The sequence below is a fragment of the Chimaeribacter sp. YP20170169 genome, assembly GCF_056739715.1.
On sequence record NZ_CP176824.1, the window covers coordinates 3,628,523 to 3,645,254 of the forward strand.

Below are 16,732 nucleotides of genomic sequence, written 5' to 3' on the forward strand. Positions count from 1 at the left end.
CCCTCCGCGCCCTTAGGCGCGGAGTTTTTCCCCCATCGCCCACCCTGCTCGTCTCCTCCCTGCCCGTTCTGGTTTTATTTCCTATAGTTAATGCTGCACAGCGCTACCCTACGACGATGCGGAGACCGCCATGAAACATGATGAACCCCTGAACACGCAGGCCAGCGACGGTTTTGCCCCCGCCGTTGCGCCGATTGCCTCCACCACCCGCCATACGGATGAACAGGATCTGTACACCAGCGAAACCACCATCCCGACGCAGGGTGAGAGTATGCCAGCCTACATGGCGCGCCCGGCCGCCGCCGCTGGCCCATTGCCGGTGGTTCTGGTGGTGCAGGAGATTTTCGGCGTGCATGAGCACATCCGCGATCTCTGCCGCCGACTGGCGAAAGAGGGCTATCTGGCGATCGCGCCGGAACTCTACTTCCGTCAGGGCGATCCGCAGCAGTACCAAAGCATTGATGAACTCTTTAGCCAGTTGGTCAGCAAGGTGCCAGACCAGCAGGTGCTGGCCGATCTGGATCACACTGCCCACTGGGCGACCCGCAATGGCGGCGCGGCCAACCAACTGGCGGTGACCGGCTTCTGCTGGGGCGGCCGCATTGCCTGGCTCTATGCCGCCCACAATCCGCAGCTCAAGGCGGCGGTGGCGTGGTATGGCAAGCTGGTGGGCGACAAATCCCTTAACCAGCCGAAGCATCCGGTGGACATTGCCGTCGATCTCAACGCCCCGGTGCTTGGGCTGTATGGCGGCCAGGATCACAGCATTCCCCAAGCGACGGTGGAGACCATGCGTCAGGCGCTGCGTGCCGCCAACGCGGAGGCTGAGATAGTGGTCTACCCGGAGGCCGGTCACGCGTTCAATGCGGATTACCGTCCCAGCTACCACCCGGAAGCGGCTGCCGATGGCTGGCAACGGATGCTGGCGTGGTTCCGCCGTTGTGGTCTGGCTGGCGTGGTGTAAGCGTTATGGGCGCGGGCGCGCCCTGTTTTGCCCTTTCCGATCAGGCCTATTCAGTACGCAGGCGCTGCGCCGCCGTCACCATGTTGGCGAGGGCCTGACGCGTCTCCGGCCAGCCGCGGGTCTTCAGGCCACAGTCCGGGTTGACCCACAAACGCTCCGCCGGGATATTTTCGGCCGCCTTGCGTAGCAGCGCCTCGATCCACTCCACGCTCGGGACGTTTGGCGAGTGGATGTCATAGACGCCGGGGCCGATGCTGTTCGGGTAGTCGAACGCCTTGAAGGCTTCCAGCAGATCCATATCGGAACGGGAGGTTTCGATGGTGATCACGTCGGCATCCAGCGCGGCGATGGCCTCCATGATGTCGTTGAACTCGCAGTAGCACATGTGGGTGTGGATCTGCGTGTCGTCGCGGGCAACGGCGGCGTTCAGCTTGAAGGCCCCGACCGCCCACTCCAGATAGGCTTGCCACTCGCTGCGGCGGAGCGGCAGCCCCTCGCGCAGGGCTGGCTCATCAATCTGGATGATGCCAATGCCCGCTTGCTCCAACTCCTGCACCTCATCACGCAGCGCCAGCGCGATCTGTCTGGCAATCACCTCACGGCTGACATCTTCCCGCGGGAAAGACCAGCAGAGAATAGTCACCGGGCCGGTCAGCATCCCTTTCACCGGTTTGTCGGTCAGCGACTGGGCATACTTCGCCCACTCGACGGTGATGGCCTGTGGGCGGCTGACATCCCCGATGATCACCGGCGGCTTCACGCAGCGGGAGCCGTAGCTCTGCACCCAGCCATTCTGGGTGAAGACGAAGCCGTCCAAATGCTCGCCGAAGTACTCCACCATGTCATTGCGCTCCGCCTCGCCATGCACCAGCACGTCCAGCCCGAGGCGCTCCTGCTCCGCGATGGCGTGCCTGATGTGTTCACTGATGCCGGTGCGGTAGCGGCTGCCATCCAGCCGGCCCTGTTTAAACGCCAAGCGCAGGCCGCGGATCTCGGGGGTCTGCGGGAAGGAGCCGATGGTGGTGGTCGGCCAGGCTGGCAGCGGGAATTTGCCGCGCTGCTTCTCGGCCCGCACCGGATAAGGGTGCTGGCGCTCGCACTCCTGCGCGGTGATGGCGGTCAGGCGCGTACTGACGGCCGCATTGTGCACGCGGCCGGAGTCGCGGCGAGCGCGGATCGGCGCGCTGTAGTCGGTGATTTTTTTCAGGATCTGCGGGTCGCCGTGGTTCAGGGCGTCGCTGAGCAGCGCCAGCTCGGCGCATTTTTGCAGCGCGAAGGCGAACCAACTCTTCACCTCCTCATCCAGACGGCTCTCGACGCTCAGGTCGATCGGGCTGTGCAGCAGGGAGCAGGAGCTACCCAGCCACAGGGTGCGCGCCTGCGCCGCCAGCGGTTGCAGGCGGTTGAGCCAGGTACTGAGGTCAGCGCGCCAGACATTGCGGCCATTAATTACGCCCAGCGAGAGCACCCACTCCGCCGGCAGGGCCGCTGCCAACGTGTGGGGATCATCGCGGCCCGCTACCAGATCGACGTGCAGGCCCTGCACGTCCAGCGTGCGAATGGTGTCGAGGTGATGGCCGATGCTGTCGAAATAGGTGGTCAACAGCAGCTTGGTCTGACCATTCAGCGCGGCGTAGGCAGGCTTGAAGGCCGCCTGCCACGCTGGCGGCAGCTCCAGCACCAGCGCTGGCTCGTCAATCTGCACCCACTCAATGCCGCGTTTTGCCAGTTCCGCCAGCACCTGCTGGTAGACCGGCAGGAGGTCATTGAGCAGCGAGAGGCGGTCGAACGGCTCGCCCTTCACCTTGCCCAGCCAGAGGTAGGTGACCGGGCCGAGCAGCACCGGCTTCACCCGGTGACCGAGCGCCAGCGCCTCATCCACCTCATCCAGCAATTGGGGCCAGGCCAGCGTGAAGCGCTGGCCCTGATGGAACTCCGGCACAATGTAGTGGTAGTTGGTGTTGAACCATTTGGTCATCTCGGCGGCGGCGGCTGGCTCGCCGGTTGGCGCGCGACCACGGGCAATGCGGAACAGGGTATCCAGATCCACCGTGCCGGAGGCATTTTGGTGGCGCGGCGGCACATTGCCGAGCAGCAGGCTGGTGGCTAGCACATGGTCATACCATGCGAAGTCGCCGACTGGCAGCAGATCCACCCCGGCGTCACGCTGCTGTTGCCAATGGCGGGCGCGCAATTCACGCCCTACCGCCAGCAGCGCCTCCTGCGTCATCTCGCCTGCCCAGTAACTCTCCTGGGCTTTTTTCAGCTCACGATGCAGCCCTACGCGCGGAAAACCCAGAGTATGGTTCAGAATTGCCATGGTCAAAACCCTCATTTAGCCGTCCAGATGTTTACACATCCATATTCCGCAGGTACTGTATGATCCACAAGCGCAAAATGTTCACTGTCACTGTGAAGGACTCTCATGATCGAACTCAAACACTTACGGACGCTGCAAGCGCTGCGCAATACCGGCTCTCTGGCCGCTGCCGCTGCCCAGCTCCACCAGACACAGTCCGCGTTGTCGCACCAGTTCAGCGATCTGGAGCAACGGCTCGGCTTTCGCCTGTTTGTCCGTAAGAGCCAGCCGCTGCGCTTTACCCCACAGGGGGAGATTTTGCTGCAACTGGCCGAGCAGGTGCTGCCGCAGATCCAGCAGGCGCTTCAGGCGTGTCATGAGCCACAGCAGACCACGCTGCGCATCGCCATTGAGTGCCATAGCTGCATCCAGTGGCTGACGCCAGCGCTCGATAACTTCCGCCAGCGCTTCCCGCAGGTGATCATGGACTTCAAGTCGGGCGTCACCTTTGACCCGCAGCCGGCGCTGCAACAGGGCGAACTGGACGTGGTGCTGACCTCAGACATCTTGCCGCGCAGCGGCCTGCACTACTCGCCGATGTTTGATTTCGAGGTGCGGCTGGTGCTGGCCCCGGATCATCCGCTGGCGCGCAAGGCGCAGATTGAGCCGGAGGATCTGGGCGATGAGACGCTGATGATCTACCCGGTGCAACGCCAGCGGCTGGATATCTGGCGGCACTTCCTGCAACCGGCCGGTGTCAGCCCGGCGCTAAAGAGCGTGGACAATACCCTGCTGCTGATCCAGATGGTGGCGGCACGCATGGGCATTGCCGCGCTGCCGCACTGGGTGGTGGAGAGTTTTGAGCGCCAGGGGCTGGTGGTGACCAAGACCCTGGGCGAGGGGTTATGGAGCCGGTTGTACGCCGCCGTGCGCGAGGGCGAGCAGCGCCAACCGGTGACGGAGGACTTTATTCGTTCGGCGCGCCAGCACGCGTGCGATCACCTGCCGTTTGTAAAGGACGCTGCACGACCCAGCGCCGGTGCACCCAAAGCGATGCCATTATCACTGCAGCACCCAGAATAAAGCTCGGCCAGTGGGGCTGCTGTTGCCAGATCGCCAGGTTAACCAGCAGCCCGGCCGGGACGTGGAAGTTGTTCATGATCCCCAGCGTTCCCGCATCCACCTGCGTCGCCCCAACGTTCCACATGAAGTAGCCGAGTGCGGAGGCACCCACGCCCAGCCACACCAGCACGCCCCACTGTAGGGTGGTGGTCGGCAGCTTATTCGGGTTGCCGAACAGCACCCAGGCCACCACCGCGCAGAGCACCGCCCCCAGATAGAACCAGGAGAAAGCGCTGTGCTGCGGCATCGGGCGCGTCTCCATCAGCCGTTTGTAGCCCACCTGCCCGATGGCGAAGCAGAGGTTGGCCGCCTGTACCAGCAGCAGGCCAATCACAAAGTGCTCGCTGATGTGGTCATAGCGGATGATGGCCGCGCCCGCCACCGCCAGCAGCGCGCTGAGGGCGTAGCCGATGCGCACGCCGCGGCCGCTGATCAGGTCATAGATCAGCGTCACGTAGAGCGGCGTCATCACGGTAAACAGCAGGAACTCCGGCACCGTCAGGTAGAGGTACGCCTGAAAGCTGATCAGGTACATGATGCCAAGCTGCATCGCCCCGACTGCCATATAGAGCAGCAGGGTCGTCACCTTATAGCCGCGCCAGCGCAGGAACGGCAGGAACACCAGCGTCGCCAGCACCAGCCGCACCAGTACCGAGAAGACACTGTCCACCTGACCGGCCAGGTACTCGCCAATCAGGCTAAAGGAGAACGCCCATAAAATGGTGGTGATAATCAGTAAAAACACAGTGATCGTCGCTTTAAAGGGAAAAGGGAATTGTAACGGAACAGCAGGAGAAAAATTCAGCAAAGGTGGTTGACGTCTGTTTATTATTTACACAAACAGACAGGGATTTACCGCCTCCCCGGCCAGGCTGGCGTAAACTTAAGGATGAGGAAGCCAAAAGCCCGTTCCGGGCAACGGAGGAGACAATGAAAACCCTGACCCCACTCGCCTGCTTGCTGGCGCTCGGCCTGATGGCTGGCCATGCGGCAGCGGACTCCCGCGCGCTGACACCACAGCAGACCCAGCAACGGATGCTGGACAACCCGGCGCAACGCAGCACCCAGCAGCGGATGCAGACCAACCAGCGGGTTCAGCAGCGGCAGTTGGAGCTGGATCGCCGCAGCGCCACCCAGCAGCAGAACCAGCAGTTGCGCAGCCAGATGCAGACTGACCGGCAGCGCGTCCAGCAGAGCCAGCCGGGCAACCGCTGACCTGATTTAGATTCGCACGCCCAGCAGCGTCAGAATCAGCGGCGTGGTGATGCCCGACAGCGCGGTGGACATCACCAGGCTGGCCGCCGCTGGGCCGCCCAGCGTATTGAACTGGCGCGACACCAGATAGACATTCACCCCCACGGCCATCGAGCCGAGCAGCACCACCACGCGCGTCTCCATCTCCGGCAGATGCAGCGCCAACGCCAGCAACCAGATCACCAGCGGCTGCACCAGCAGCTTCATCACGCAGATGGCGCTGCTTAGCCGCCAGCCATCGCGGATGCGGTACTCCGCTAGCCCCATGCCCAGCACCACCAGCGCCAGCGGCGAGGCCATCTGCCCCAGCATCGACACCGGTTTGTCGATCATCTCAGGCAGCGGCAGGCCGGTCAGGCTAAATATCGTGCCGCTGAGGATGCCGATGATCAACGGGTTGGTCAGCACGCTGCGGGCGGTCTTGGTGAAGCCCTTGAGCGTCAGCGAGCCATTGCGCGCCCACTCCACGGACACCGTGACCAACGTCCAGAGGATCAGCCCGTTGAACACCAGCACCAGCGCCACCGAGGGCACCGCCGCCTCGCCGAGCATCACGGTGGCAATTGGCAGGCCCAGCATCACGTTATTGGAGAAGATGCCGCCTAACGCAAACACCGAGCCAGCCACCCCATCCAGCCGGAACAGGTGGCGCGCCAGCAGGCGGCCCAACACGAACACAATCAGGCAGCTGCCGAAGAAGGCGATCAGCAGCCGGGCGTCCACCACGGGCCGCTGGCTGAAGTCACACATCATGCGGAACAGCATGGCGGGCAGCGCCACGGAGAAGACCAGCCGCGTCAGGCCATCGGTCAGTGACGACGGCCACTTGCCCCAGCGGATCAGACCGTAGCCCAGCACAATCAGGATAAACAGCGGCACCGACAGCAGGATTTGGTGCCAGAGGGAGAGGATAAAGGCAGGCATAGCGCTCCTTGCATCAACAGCCGGCGCCGTAGATTGCCGCCGGGCAACAGGGTCAGCGGCCCGCCCGGCAGATAATAAGCCTGCTAAGAGAAGTCCGCGCCGAGTAAATCTATCCGGTCGGTGCAGATGCAGTCAACGCCCCAGTTGAGCAACAATCGCGCGCGCTCCGGGCTATTGACGGTATAGACCAGAATACGCAAACCGGCGGCCTTGATCTGCGCCACCCGCTCCGCGGTCAGCGCCTGATGGTCAATGTGCAGCGACACGCAGCCCAATTGCTGGGTCAGCGCGCGCCACTCCTCATCCCAGGCCTCCAGCAACAGCCCGCGCGGCAGCTCCGGCGCGGCCTGTTGCGCCGCCGCCAGCGCCACCACCGAGAAGGAGGAGAGCAGCGGCGGTGTCTGCCCCTGCCACAGCAGCCGGGCGGCGGAGGCAATCACCTTGCCGCTCTCCTCGTCGGTGCCGGTGGTCGGCTTGATCTCAATGTTCGCCATCAGCCCGTGCTGCGCGCAGCGCGCCGCCACCTCGGAGAGCAGCGGCAGCCGCTCATCGCGGAAAGCGCTGCTGTACCAACTGCCAGCGTCAAGCGTCACCAGCTGTTTCCACGGCAGGTTGCCCGCCACGCCCCAGCCATTGCTGGTGCGATCCAGGGTGTCATCATGCAGCAGGAAGATCTTCCCATCCTGCGCCAGCTTGGCGTCAAACTCGATCATGGTGTGGCCGTGGCGCGCGCCGGTATCAATCGCCGCCAGCGTGTTTTCCGGTGCCAGCGAGCCGCCGCCGCGGTGCGCGACAATGCGTGGGTAGGGCCAGTCTGTTGTCTCCATCACTCCATCCGTACTCCGTCAGCCGTGTCAAAAACGTGCAGCGCCGTGGGCGGCAGCACCAGATTGAGCTGGGAGCCGACCGCCGGGCAGTGCTCATGGGAGAGGCGTACCACCACGCCCTGATCGCCCCAGCGGCCATGCGCCAGGTTATCTGCGCCCAGCCGCTCGAGGGTCAGCACCGTCAGCGGGATGCCCCGCGCGCCCGGCTCCACCCACTGAATATGCTCCGGCCGGATGCCAACGGTCAACTCCCGCCCCTGCCACGCCGGACGCGGCACGGGCAGCGGCAGCAGCGTGCCATCCGCCAGCCGCAGCGCGCGCCCTCGGCATCGACGGTGCCCGCCAGCAGGTTCATCGCTGGCGAACCCATAAAGCCCGCGACAAAACGCGTCGCGGGCCGCTGGTAGATCTCCTCCGGCGTGCCAATCTGCTCGGCCACCCCTCTGTTCATCACAATCACCCGCTGTGCCAGCGTCATCGCCTCCACCTGATCGTGGGTGACGTAGAGGCTGGTGGTACGCAGGCGGCGGTGCAGCTGTTGCAGCTCCAGCCGCATCTGCACCCGCAGCTTGGCGTCGAGGTTGGAGAGCGGCTCATCGAACAGGAACACCGCTGGCTCACGCACGATGGCGCGCCCCATCGCCACCCGCTGGCGCTGGCCGCCCGACAGCTCGCGCGGTTTGCGTTTGAGCAGCGGCTGCAACTCCAGGATGCGCGCTGCCTCCTCCACCCGCTCGGCGATCTGCGCCTTGCCAAACCCCCGGATCTTCAGGCCATAGGCCATGTTGTCAAACACGCTCATGTGCGGGTAGAGCGCATAGTTCTGGAATACCATCGCGATGCCGCGATCCTTCGGCTCCAGGTCGGTCACCCGCCGGTTGCCGATGTAGATGTCGCCGCCGCTGGTGCGCTCCAGCCCCGCCACCATGCGCAGCAGGGTCGATTTGCCACAGCCGGAGGGGCCAACCATCACGATGAACTCGCCGTCGGCGACATCCAGGTCAATCTGCCGGATCACCGGCGTCTTGCCGTCATAACTCTTGCTGACGGCCTGCAATTTCAGATTCGCCATAACTCACTTCTCACTGTCAACCAGACCGCGCACAAACCAGCGCTGCATGCCCAATACCACCAGCAGCGGCGGCAGCAGGGTCAGCAGCATCGCCGCCATCACCCGGTTCCACTGGGTGGTGCCCTCGCCGCTGGCAATCATGCTTTTGATGCCAGCCACGGCGGTGCCCATCGAGGCATCATTGGTAATCAGAATCGGCCACAAATATTGGTTCCAGCCGTAGATAAAGGTGATGACAAACAGCGCCGCCAGATTGGTTTTCGACAGCGGCAGCACCACGTCCCAGAAGAAGCGCATCGGCCCGGCGCCATCAATGCGCGCCGCCTCCAGCAACTCATCCGGCAGGGTCATAAAGAACTGGCGGAACAGGAAGGTGGCGGTCGCCGAGGCCATCAGCGGCAGCGTCAGGCCGGTGTAGCTGTCCATCAGGTGCAGCCCGGCCATCACCTCAACGGTTGGGAAGATCCGCACCTCCACCGGCAGCATCAGGGTGAGGAAGATCACCCAGAAGAACAGGTTGCGCAGCGGAAAGCGGAAATAGACGATGGCGTAGGCCGACAGGATCGAGACGCCAATCTTGCCGAGGGTAATCGCCAGCGCCATGATCACGCTGTTGAGCAGCATCAGGCTAAAGGGCGCGCTGTGGCGGCTGACGCCCTGCTGCCAGATGGTGCTGACGTTCTCCCACAGGTGGCTGCCGGGCAGCAGCGTCATCGGCACCTGGAACACCGCGCTGTCATCCAGCGTGGCGGCGACAAAGGCCACATAGAGCGGGAACAGCACCACCAGCACGCCGAGCGCCAGCATCACATGGCAGAAGAGATCCAGCCCCTTGCGGTTTTCGATCATTGGTAACGCACCTTACGCTCAACAAAGCGGAACTGAAGGATGGTCAGGCCAATCACCAGCAGCATCAGCACCACGGATTGCGCGGCGGAGCTAGCCAGATCCAACCCGGCGAAGCCTTCGCGGTAGATCTTGTAGATGAGCGTGGTGGTCGCCTGCACCGGGCCACCGCCGGTGGCGGCGTCAATCACCGGGAAGGTGTCGAAGAAGGCGTAGACCAAATTCACCACCAGCAGGAAGAAGCTGACCGGCGAGATCAACGGCAGCACCAGATTGAAGAAGCGCCGCACCGGGCCTGCGCCATCAATCGCCGCCGCCTCCACCAGCGAGCGCGGGATGGATTGCAGCGCCGCCAGGAAGAAGAGGAAGTTGTAGCTCACCTGCTTCCAGACCGAGGCCAGCACCACCAAAAACATCGCCTGCCCACTGTGCTGGGCGTGGTTCCAGTCGTAGCCCCAGGTGCGCAGCAGATGCTCAATCAACCCCATGCCGGGGTTGAACAGGAACATCCAGAGCACCGCCGCCACCGCTGGCGCCACGGCGTAGGGCAGGATGAACAGCGTCTGGTAGAGACGCCGCCCCCGCACCACGCGATCCACCATCGCCGCCAGCAGCAGCGACACCACCAGCCCACTCACCGCCACCAGCCCGCTGAAGATCAGGGTGGTGGAGAAGGAGGCGAGGTAGGTGTCGTCCTGCCACAGCGCGCTGAAGTTCTCCAGCCCGACAAACTCGCTGGAGAGGCCAAACGGATCGAGGCGCTGTACCGAGTACCAAAGCGCCTCCCCCGCCGGCCAGAGGAAAAATACCGCGGTGATCAGCAGTTGCGGCAGTACCAGCACATAGGGCAGCCAGCTACAGCTAAAGCCGGGACGGGACGGCGCCATCAGCCTCTCCTTGCGTTACTTGGTGGAGGCTTCAAAGCGACGCAACAGCACGTTGCCACGCTGCACGGCGCTATCCAGTGCCTGCTGCGAGGTTTTCTTGCCGGTCCAGACGCTCTCCAGCTCCTCATCCACGATGGTGCGGATCTGCGGCATGTTGCCGAGACGCAGGCCACGGGTGAACGGCAACGGCGGCTTGTTCAGCATCTGGCGGGTGGCGATGTCCGCGCCGGGGTTCTTGTCATAGAAGCCCTGCTGGCGGGTCAGATCGTAGGCAGCGGTGGTGATCGGCAGGTAGCCGGTCTTCTGGTGCCACTCGGCGGCGATCTCTGGCTGGGTCAGGAACTGCATGAACTGCGCCACGCCCTTGTAAGTGGCGTCATCCTTGCCATTCATCACCCACAGGCTGGCCCCGCCAATGATGGCATTCTGCGGCGCGCCCTTGACGTCGGCGTCATACGGCATCATGCCGACGCCGTAGTTAAATTTGGCGTAGTGGCGGATGTCCGCCAGCGAGCCAGAGGAGGCGGTGGTGATGGCGCAGTCGCCGTTGTAGAACTTGGCGGTGGGCTCATCCTTGCGGCCGTAATAGGTGAAGCCGCCCGATTTGTTCAGGTCAGCCAGCATCTGGATGTGCTTGACCTGCTCCGGCTTGTTGAACTCCAGCACGGCGTCGGTGCCGTCGAAGCCATTGTTCTTGGAGGCCACCGGCAGGCCGTGCCAGGCGCTGAAGTTCTCAATCTGGATCCAGCCCTGCCAGCCGCTGGCGTAACCGCACTGCATACCGGCGGCGCGCAGTTTGGCGGTGTACTCAGCCAGTTGCTGCCAGGTTTTCGGCGGCTGCTCCGGGTCCAGCCCGGCTTTTTTGAAGGCATCTTTGTTGTAGTAGAGCACCGGGGTGGAGCTGTTGAACGGCTGGGAGAGCAGGTGGCCGCTCTTGGCGTCGGTGTAGTAGCCGGAGACGGTCGGCACGAACACTGTCTCATCGAAGGGCACGCCAGCGTCACTGAAGACCTGGTATACCGGTTTAATCGCCTTGCTGGCCATCATGGTGGCGGTGCCGACCTCATACACCTGGAGGATGGCGGGCGCGTTGCCGGAGCGGAACGCAGCGATGCCGGCCGCCAGGCTCTGCTCATAGTTCCCCTTGTAGACCGGGACGATCTTCACCTCGGGGTGGGACTGGTTGAAGCGGTCTGCCAGCGAGTCCACCTCCACGCCCAATTCGCCCTCCATGGAGTGCCAGAATGGGATGGTGGTAACGGCCAGCGCGTTGGCGCTACAAGCCAGTGACACGGCGGTGGCAAGGGCGGCGGTTTTGATACGGCGGGAAAACGTGAGGGAAATGAACATGCCTGTCTCCTGAAAAGGTCGGTGTGCGCTGGGCGCGCTAAGCCCCTCATGCGCTGACATATTTTTTTAACCGGAGCTAACATGACACGGTAAAATGACAGAAAAATAACCAATAAATGACGATAAAGTGACAGACGAGTGAAGTGCGGGTGACGGTTAGATGGCAGCGCGGCGGGAAAAGGGCGTGACGGGAGGGCAGAAAAAAGGGGGCCAGTAGCCCCCGGTGAATGGCGTGCAGTTAGCCGCCGAGGTAAGCGCTGCGCACCGCCTCATTGGCCAGCAGTGCGTCGCCGCTATCTTCGAGCACCACGTGGCCGTTCTCCAGCACATAGCCGCGATCGGCCAGCTTCAGCGCCTGATTGGCGTTCTGCTCCACCAGGAAGATGGTCATCCCCTCCTCGCGCAGTTGCTGGATGGTGTCAAAGATCTGCTGGATGATGATCGGTGCCAGCCCCAGCGACGGCTCATCTAGCAGCAGCAGCTTCGGCTGGCTCATCAGCGCGCGGCCAATCGCCAGCATCTGCTGCTCGCCGCCGGACATGGTGCCAGCGCGCTGCGCCTGCCGCTCCTGTAAGCGCGGAAAGAGCGCGTAGACGCGCGCCAGCCGCTCGCGGTAGTGCTCACGGGCGACAAAAAAGCCGCCCATCGCCAGGTTCTCCTCCACCGTCATGCGGGAGAAGACGCGCCGCCCCTCCGGCACGATGGCGATGGCCTCGCGCATGATCTGCGCGGTCTGCCAATCAGTGATGTCCTTGCCCTCAAACAGGATGCGGCCGGTGCTGGCGCGTGGCTCGCCGCACAATGTGCCGAGCAGTGTGGTTTTGCCGGCGCCGTTCGCGCCAATCAGCGTGACGATCTCACCCTTCTCAATATGCAGGCTGACGTTGTGCAGTGCCTGAATCTTGCCGTAGTGGGCGGAAACTTGGTTTAACGACAGCATGTTCTCTCTTCCTCGCCCTTAGGCTTCGCCCAGATAGGCCCGGATCACATCCGGGTTGTTGCGCACCTCAGCCGGGGTGCCCTGCGCCAGCGGCGTCCCTTGGTTGACCACGTAGATGCGGTCGGAGATGCCCATCACCAGCTTCATGTCGTGCTCAATCAGTAGCACGGAGACGTTGTGGTGGTTGCGCAGCTCGGCGATCAGCTCATCCAGCTCGTCGGTCTCTTTGGGGTTGAGGCCAGCGGCGGGTTCATCCAGCATCAGCACCTCTGGCCGCGTCACCATGCAGCGGGCGATCTCTAGCCGCCGCTGCTGGCCGTAGGCCAGATTGCCAGCCTGGCGGTTCGCCAGATCCAGCAGGCCGACGCGCTCCAGCCAGACGGCGGCGCGCTCCTGCGCCTCGGCCTCGGCACGGCGGAAGCTGGGGGTCTTCAACAGCCCGGCCAGCACGCCACTCTTCAGGTGCTGGTGCTGTGCCACCAGCAGGTTCTCAATCACCGTCATCTCACGGAACAGCCGCACATGCTGGAAGGTGCGCACGATGCCCATGCGGGCGATCTTCTGCCCCGGCAGCCCCGCTAGTTGCTGGTCGCGCAGCCGGATGGTGCCGCCGGTCGGGCGGTAGAAGCCGGTCAGGCAGTTGAACACCGTGGTTTTGCCCGCGCCGTTCGGCCCGATCAATGACACGATCTCGCCCTGATTGAGGGTCAGCGCCACGTTGTTGACCGCCAACAGGCCGCCAAAACGCATCATCAGCCCATCCACTTGCAGTAAAGGTTGGCCGCTCATGCCCGCTCTCCCTTTTCACCGGCCTGCGCCGCCTGTTGCAGCGCCGTCGCCTTCATCTTCAACTGTGGCCGTTTCATCGGCAGCAGCCCCTGTGGCCGCCAGATCATCATCAGCACCATCAAGGCACCCAGCACCAACATGCTGTACTCATTCAAATCGCGCATCAGCTCGCGTGACACCACCAGCAGGATGGCCGCCAGAATCACCGCAAACTGCGAGCCCATGCCGCCCAGCACCACAATCGCCAGCACAAAGGCCGACTCGGCGAAGGTGAAGGACTCCGGGCTGACGAAGCCCTGCCGCGCCGCAAACAGCGTGCCCGCGAAGCCCGCGAAGGCGGCGCTGATGGTGAAGGCGGTCAGCTTGATGCGCGTCGGGCTAAGCCCGAGCGAGCGGCAGGCGATCTCATCCTCACGCAGCGCTTCCCACGCGCGCCCCAGCGGCATCCGCAGCAGGCGGTTGATGACAAACAGCGTCAGCACCACCAGCAGCAGCGCCACCATGTAGAGGAAGATGATGCGATCGCTGGGGTCATAGCGCAGGCCGAAGAAGTTGCTGAAAGTGTCCCAGCCGCCGTCGCGCGCCGTGCGGCTGAACTCCAGCCCAAACAGCGTCGGTTTCGGGATCTGGCTGATGCCGTTCGGCCCGCCGGTGATCTCGGTGTTGTTCAGCAGCAGGATGCGCACGATCTCGCCGAAGCCGAGGGTGACGATCGCCAGATAGTCGCCGCGCAGCCGCAGCACCGGGAAGCCGAGCAGGAAGCCGAAACCGGCGCTGATCAGCCCCGCCAGCGGCAGGCTCTGCCAGAAGCCCAGCCCGTAGTAGTGGTTCAGCAGCGCATAGGTGTAGGCCCCGATGGCGTAGAAGCCGCCATAGCCGAGCACCAGCAGGCCCGACAGGCCGACCACCACGTTAAGGCCCAGCCCGAGCATCACGTAGATCAGCGTCAGGGTGGCGATGTCCACCGTGCCGCGTGACACCAAAAACGGCCAGGCGATGGTCGCCAGCAGCAGCAGCAGCGCCAGCGCTTTCTGTTTCGGCGTAGAGCCATCAAAGCTTGGCAGCACAAAGCCGGGCGCGTTGCCGCGCTTCATGCCACGGCTCAGCAGCGGGCGGAACAGCTGGAACAGGAACACCACGGCGCAGCCGATGCCGATCCACTCCCAGCGCACGTCCGACGCGCCATTGACCACCAGCCGCGTGCCATCGAGGCTCAGTTGCAGCCCCATCAGCAGCGAAGCCATCACCAGCAGCGCCAGCGTGGAGACCAGCGCATTGACCAGATTGAGGTTCTTCATACTTTCTCAACCTCCGGGCGGCCAAGGATGCCGGTTGGCATCACCAGCAGCACCACAATCAACAGCGCAAAGGAGACCACATCCTTGTACTCCGTGCTCAGGTAGGCGGAGGTGAGCGCCTCGGCGATGCCAAGGATCAGCCCGCCAATCATCGCGCCAGGGATGCTGCCGATGCCGCCGAGTACCGCGGCGGTGAAGGCCTTCATGCCAGCCATAAAACCGATATAGGGATTAATCACGCCATAGAACTGGCCGAGCAGCACGCCGGCCACCGCCGCCATTGCTGCGCCAATCACGAAGGTGAGCGAGATGACGCGGTCGGTGCTGATGCCCAGCAGGCTGGCCATCTTCAAATCCTCGGCGCAGGCACGGCAGGCGCGCCCCATGCGCGAGTAGCGGATGAACAGCGTCAGCGCCAGCATGGCGAGGAAGGTCACCACCCAGATGATGATCTGCATCGCGCTGATGGTAGCGGCAAAGCCATTGCTCTCGCCCAGCGTCCACTTGCCGGTGACGATGCTAGGCAGCGCCAGATCCCGCGAGCCTTGCGTCAGACTGACGTAGTTTTGCAGGAAGATCGACATGCCGATGGCGGAGATCAGCGCGATCAGGCGCTTGGAGTTACGCACCGGTTTGTAGGCGACGCGCTCAATGCCCCAGCCGTAGGTGCTGGCGATGACGATGGCGACGATAAAGCCCGCGCCAATCAGCAGCCAGCCGGTATCAATGCCCATCATCATCAACGCGGCGATCACGATAAAGGAGACGTAGCTGCCGATCATGTAGACCTCGCCGTGGGCGAAGTTGATCATGCCGATGATGCCATAGACCATGGTGTAGCCGATGGCGATCAGCGCGTAGGTGCTGCCCAACGTCACGCCGTTGAACATCTGTTGCAAGAAGTAGAGAAACTGCTCTGACATACTCTGACCTTAGCTGGCGTGCCACAGGCGGCAGAGGCAAGAGGGGCGCGGTTCGCCGCGCCCCTCCCTGGCCTGCCTGCCCGCCGCATCCAGCGATAACGGGGCTTATTTAACTGGGGTAGACGTGCCGTCCGCGTGCCACTGGAAGATGCCGAATTCGAACCCTTTCAGGTCGCCCTTCTCATCCCAGCTCAGCGAACCCATTACCGTATCAACCGGCTTGGCTTTCAGATCCTTGACGATATCCTCTGGCTCGCGGCTGCCGCTGCGCTCCATGCCGGTGGTCAGCGATTGCAGCGCCGCGTAGGTGGTCCAGACGAACGGGCCCGTCGGGTCGAGTTTCTTCGCCTTCAGCGCGTCCACGATCGGCTGGTTGGTCGGCACCTGGTCATAGCGTTTCGGCAGGGTCACCAGCATCCCTTCGGACGCCGCGCCCGCGATGTTCGACAGCGAGGCGTTGCCTACCCCTTCTGGCCCCATGAACTTGGCGTTCAGCCCGGCCTGCCGGGACTGGCGCAGGATCTGGCCCATCTCCGGGTAGTAGCCGCCAAAGTAGACAAAATCGACGTTCTCTTTTTTCAGGCGCGCTACCAGCGTGGAGAAGTCTTTGTCACCGGCGGTGACCCCCTCAAACAGCACGATGTTGGCACCGGCCTTCTTCAGGCTATCCTGCACCGAGCGCGCCAACCCCTCGCCATACTGCTGCTTGTCATGCACCACGGCGATGCGCTGCGGCTTGATGGTGTCGACGATGTACTTCGCCGCCGTCGGCCCCTGATCGGAGTCCAGGCCGGTGGTACGCATGATCATCTTGTAGCCGCGCGTCGTCAGGTCAGCGTTGGTCGCCGCCGGTGTGATCATGATGATGCCCTCATCCTCGTAGATGTCCGAGGCGGGCTGGGTGGAGGAGGAGCAGAGGTGGCCGATGACATAACGGATGCCGTCGTTGATCACCTTGTTGGCGACCGCCACCGCCTGTTTCGGGTCGCAGGCGTCGTCATACTCCACGCCCACCAGCTTATCGCCCTTCACCCCGCCCTTGGCGTTGATGTCGGCAATCGCCTGGCGCGCGCCGGTGAACTCCATGTCGCCATACTGCGCGACCGGGCCGGAGAGCGCCCCGACGATCGCCACCTTAATGTCTTCCGCCAGCGCGGCCTGTGTCATTGCCATTGCCATGCATCCTGCCAGCACTGCCTTGCCCGTTTTGGTCAATTTCATCCGAACTACCCCTTGT

At 63.4% G+C, this 16,732-nt stretch carries 15 protein-coding genes and 1 pseudogene; 3 read left to right on the top strand and 13 right to left on the bottom strand.

Annotated features, from left to right (window positions below; genetic code table 11):
* Positions 1 to 130 precede the first annotated feature (130 nt).
* Positions 131 to 964 carry a dienelactone hydrolase family protein gene (locus ACK3SD_RS16505; RefSeq protein ID WP_481126195.1) on the top strand — a complete coding sequence of 278 codons (834 nt, stop codon included), beginning with the start codon at positions 131 to 133 and terminating at the stop codon, positions 962 to 964.
* Positions 965 to 1,010: 46 nt separating this feature from the next.
* Here ACK3SD_RS16505 and metE read toward each other — a convergent pair whose 3' ends face one another.
* On the bottom strand, positions 1,011 to 3,284 hold the full coding sequence (gene metE / locus ACK3SD_RS16510; RefSeq protein WP_481126196.1) for a 5-methyltetrahydropteroyltriglutamate--homocysteine S-methyltransferase: 2,274 nt from the start codon (positions 3,282 to 3,284) through the stop codon (positions 1,011 to 1,013).
* Positions 3,285 to 3,389: 105 nt separating this feature from the next.
* Between metE and metR the strand changes: the two genes are divergently transcribed.
* Complete coding sequence (metR, locus tag ACK3SD_RS16515) at positions 3,390 to 4,346, top strand: HTH-type transcriptional regulator MetR (RefSeq protein ID WP_481126197.1); 957 nt, start codon at positions 3,390 to 3,392, stop codon at positions 4,344 to 4,346.
* Here metR and ACK3SD_RS16520 read toward each other — a convergent pair.
* Positions 4,231 to 5,130 carry a carboxylate/amino acid/amine transporter gene (locus ACK3SD_RS16520; RefSeq protein WP_481126198.1) on the bottom strand — a complete coding sequence of 300 codons (900 nt, stop codon included), beginning with the start codon at positions 5,128 to 5,130 and terminating at the stop codon, positions 4,231 to 4,233. The two genes, metR and ACK3SD_RS16520, sit on opposite strands and share 116 nt — an antisense overlap.
* A 185-nt stretch (positions 5,131 to 5,315) precedes the next feature.
* Here ACK3SD_RS16520 and ACK3SD_RS16525 point away from each other — a divergent pair, with 185 nt between their 5' ends.
* Positions 5,316 to 5,600 (top strand): DUF2756 domain-containing protein, encoded by a 285-nt coding sequence (locus ACK3SD_RS16525; RefSeq protein ID WP_481126199.1) that lies wholly within the window; start codon positions 5,316 to 5,318, stop codon positions 5,598 to 5,600.
* 6 nt (positions 5,601 to 5,606) lie between these two features.
* On the opposite strand, the gene ACK3SD_RS16530 is transcribed toward ACK3SD_RS16525, so the two are convergent.
* The 11 genes and pseudogenes from ACK3SD_RS16530 to ACK3SD_RS16580 all read right to left on the bottom strand — a co-directional run bounded on the left by ACK3SD_RS16530 (position 5,607) and on the right by ACK3SD_RS16580 (position 16,716).
* Entirely contained in the window at positions 5,607 to 6,563 is a 957-nt protein-coding gene (locus ACK3SD_RS16530; RefSeq protein WP_481126200.1) for an AEC family transporter, read from the bottom strand.
* Between the two features lie 83 nt (positions 6,564 to 6,646).
* Complete coding sequence (gene ugpQ / locus ACK3SD_RS16535; RefSeq protein WP_481126201.1) at positions 6,647 to 7,390, bottom strand: glycerophosphodiester phosphodiesterase; 744 nt, start codon at positions 7,388 to 7,390, stop codon at positions 6,647 to 6,649.
* A pseudogene (locus ACK3SD_RS16540) lies at positions 7,390 to 8,462 on the bottom strand (sn-glycerol-3-phosphate import ATP-binding protein UgpC). Before ACK3SD_RS16540 ends, ugpQ begins: the two are co-directional and overlap by 1 nt.
* A gap of 3 nt (positions 8,463 to 8,465) precedes the next feature.
* Positions 8,466 to 9,311: a sn-glycerol-3-phosphate ABC transporter permease UgpE gene (ugpE, locus tag ACK3SD_RS16545; RefSeq protein ID WP_481126202.1), complete on the bottom strand. Its 846-nt coding sequence runs from the start codon at positions 9,309 to 9,311 to the stop codon at positions 8,466 to 8,468.
* Positions 9,308 to 10,195 carry a sn-glycerol-3-phosphate ABC transporter permease UgpA gene (gene ugpA, locus ACK3SD_RS16550; protein ID WP_481126203.1) on the bottom strand — a complete coding sequence of 296 codons (888 nt, stop codon included), beginning with the start codon at positions 10,193 to 10,195 and terminating at the stop codon, positions 9,308 to 9,310. Before ugpA ends, ugpE begins: the two co-directional genes overlap by 4 nt.
* Before the next feature lie 15 nt (positions 10,196 to 10,210).
* Positions 10,211 to 11,545 (bottom strand): sn-glycerol-3-phosphate ABC transporter substrate-binding protein UgpB, encoded by a 1,335-nt coding sequence (ugpB, locus tag ACK3SD_RS16555; RefSeq protein WP_481126204.1) that lies wholly within the window; start codon positions 11,543 to 11,545, stop codon positions 10,211 to 10,213.
* 238 nt (positions 11,546 to 11,783) lie between these two features.
* Positions 11,784 to 12,485: a high-affinity branched-chain amino acid ABC transporter ATP-binding protein LivF gene (gene livF / locus ACK3SD_RS16560; protein WP_137764625.1), complete on the bottom strand. Its 702-nt coding sequence runs from the start codon at positions 12,483 to 12,485 to the stop codon at positions 11,784 to 11,786.
* An 18-nt stretch (positions 12,486 to 12,503) separates the two neighbouring features.
* Positions 12,504 to 13,274: a high-affinity branched-chain amino acid ABC transporter ATP-binding protein LivG gene (livG, locus tag ACK3SD_RS16565; RefSeq protein ID WP_137764626.1), complete on the bottom strand. Its 771-nt coding sequence runs from the start codon at positions 13,272 to 13,274 to the stop codon at positions 12,504 to 12,506.
* Positions 13,271 to 14,572, bottom strand: a complete 1,302-nt coding sequence (locus ACK3SD_RS16570) for a high-affinity branched-chain amino acid ABC transporter permease LivM (protein ID WP_481126205.1) — start codon at positions 14,570 to 14,572, stop codon at positions 13,271 to 13,273. Before ACK3SD_RS16570 ends, livG begins: the two co-directional genes overlap by 4 nt.
* The gene (livH, locus tag ACK3SD_RS16575) at positions 14,569 to 15,495 is read right to left on the bottom strand and encodes a high-affinity branched-chain amino acid ABC transporter permease LivH (RefSeq protein WP_137764628.1); all 927 of its coding nucleotides are present in this window, start codon (positions 15,493 to 15,495) and stop codon (positions 14,569 to 14,571) included. The genes ACK3SD_RS16570 and livH overlap by 4 nt, the downstream gene beginning before the upstream one ends.
* Before the next feature lie 105 nt (positions 15,496 to 15,600).
* Positions 15,601 to 16,716: a branched-chain amino acid ABC transporter substrate-binding protein gene (locus ACK3SD_RS16580; protein ID WP_481126206.1), complete on the bottom strand. Its 1,116-nt coding sequence runs from the start codon at positions 16,714 to 16,716 to the stop codon at positions 15,601 to 15,603.
* Positions 16,717 to 16,732 lie beyond the last annotated feature (16 nt).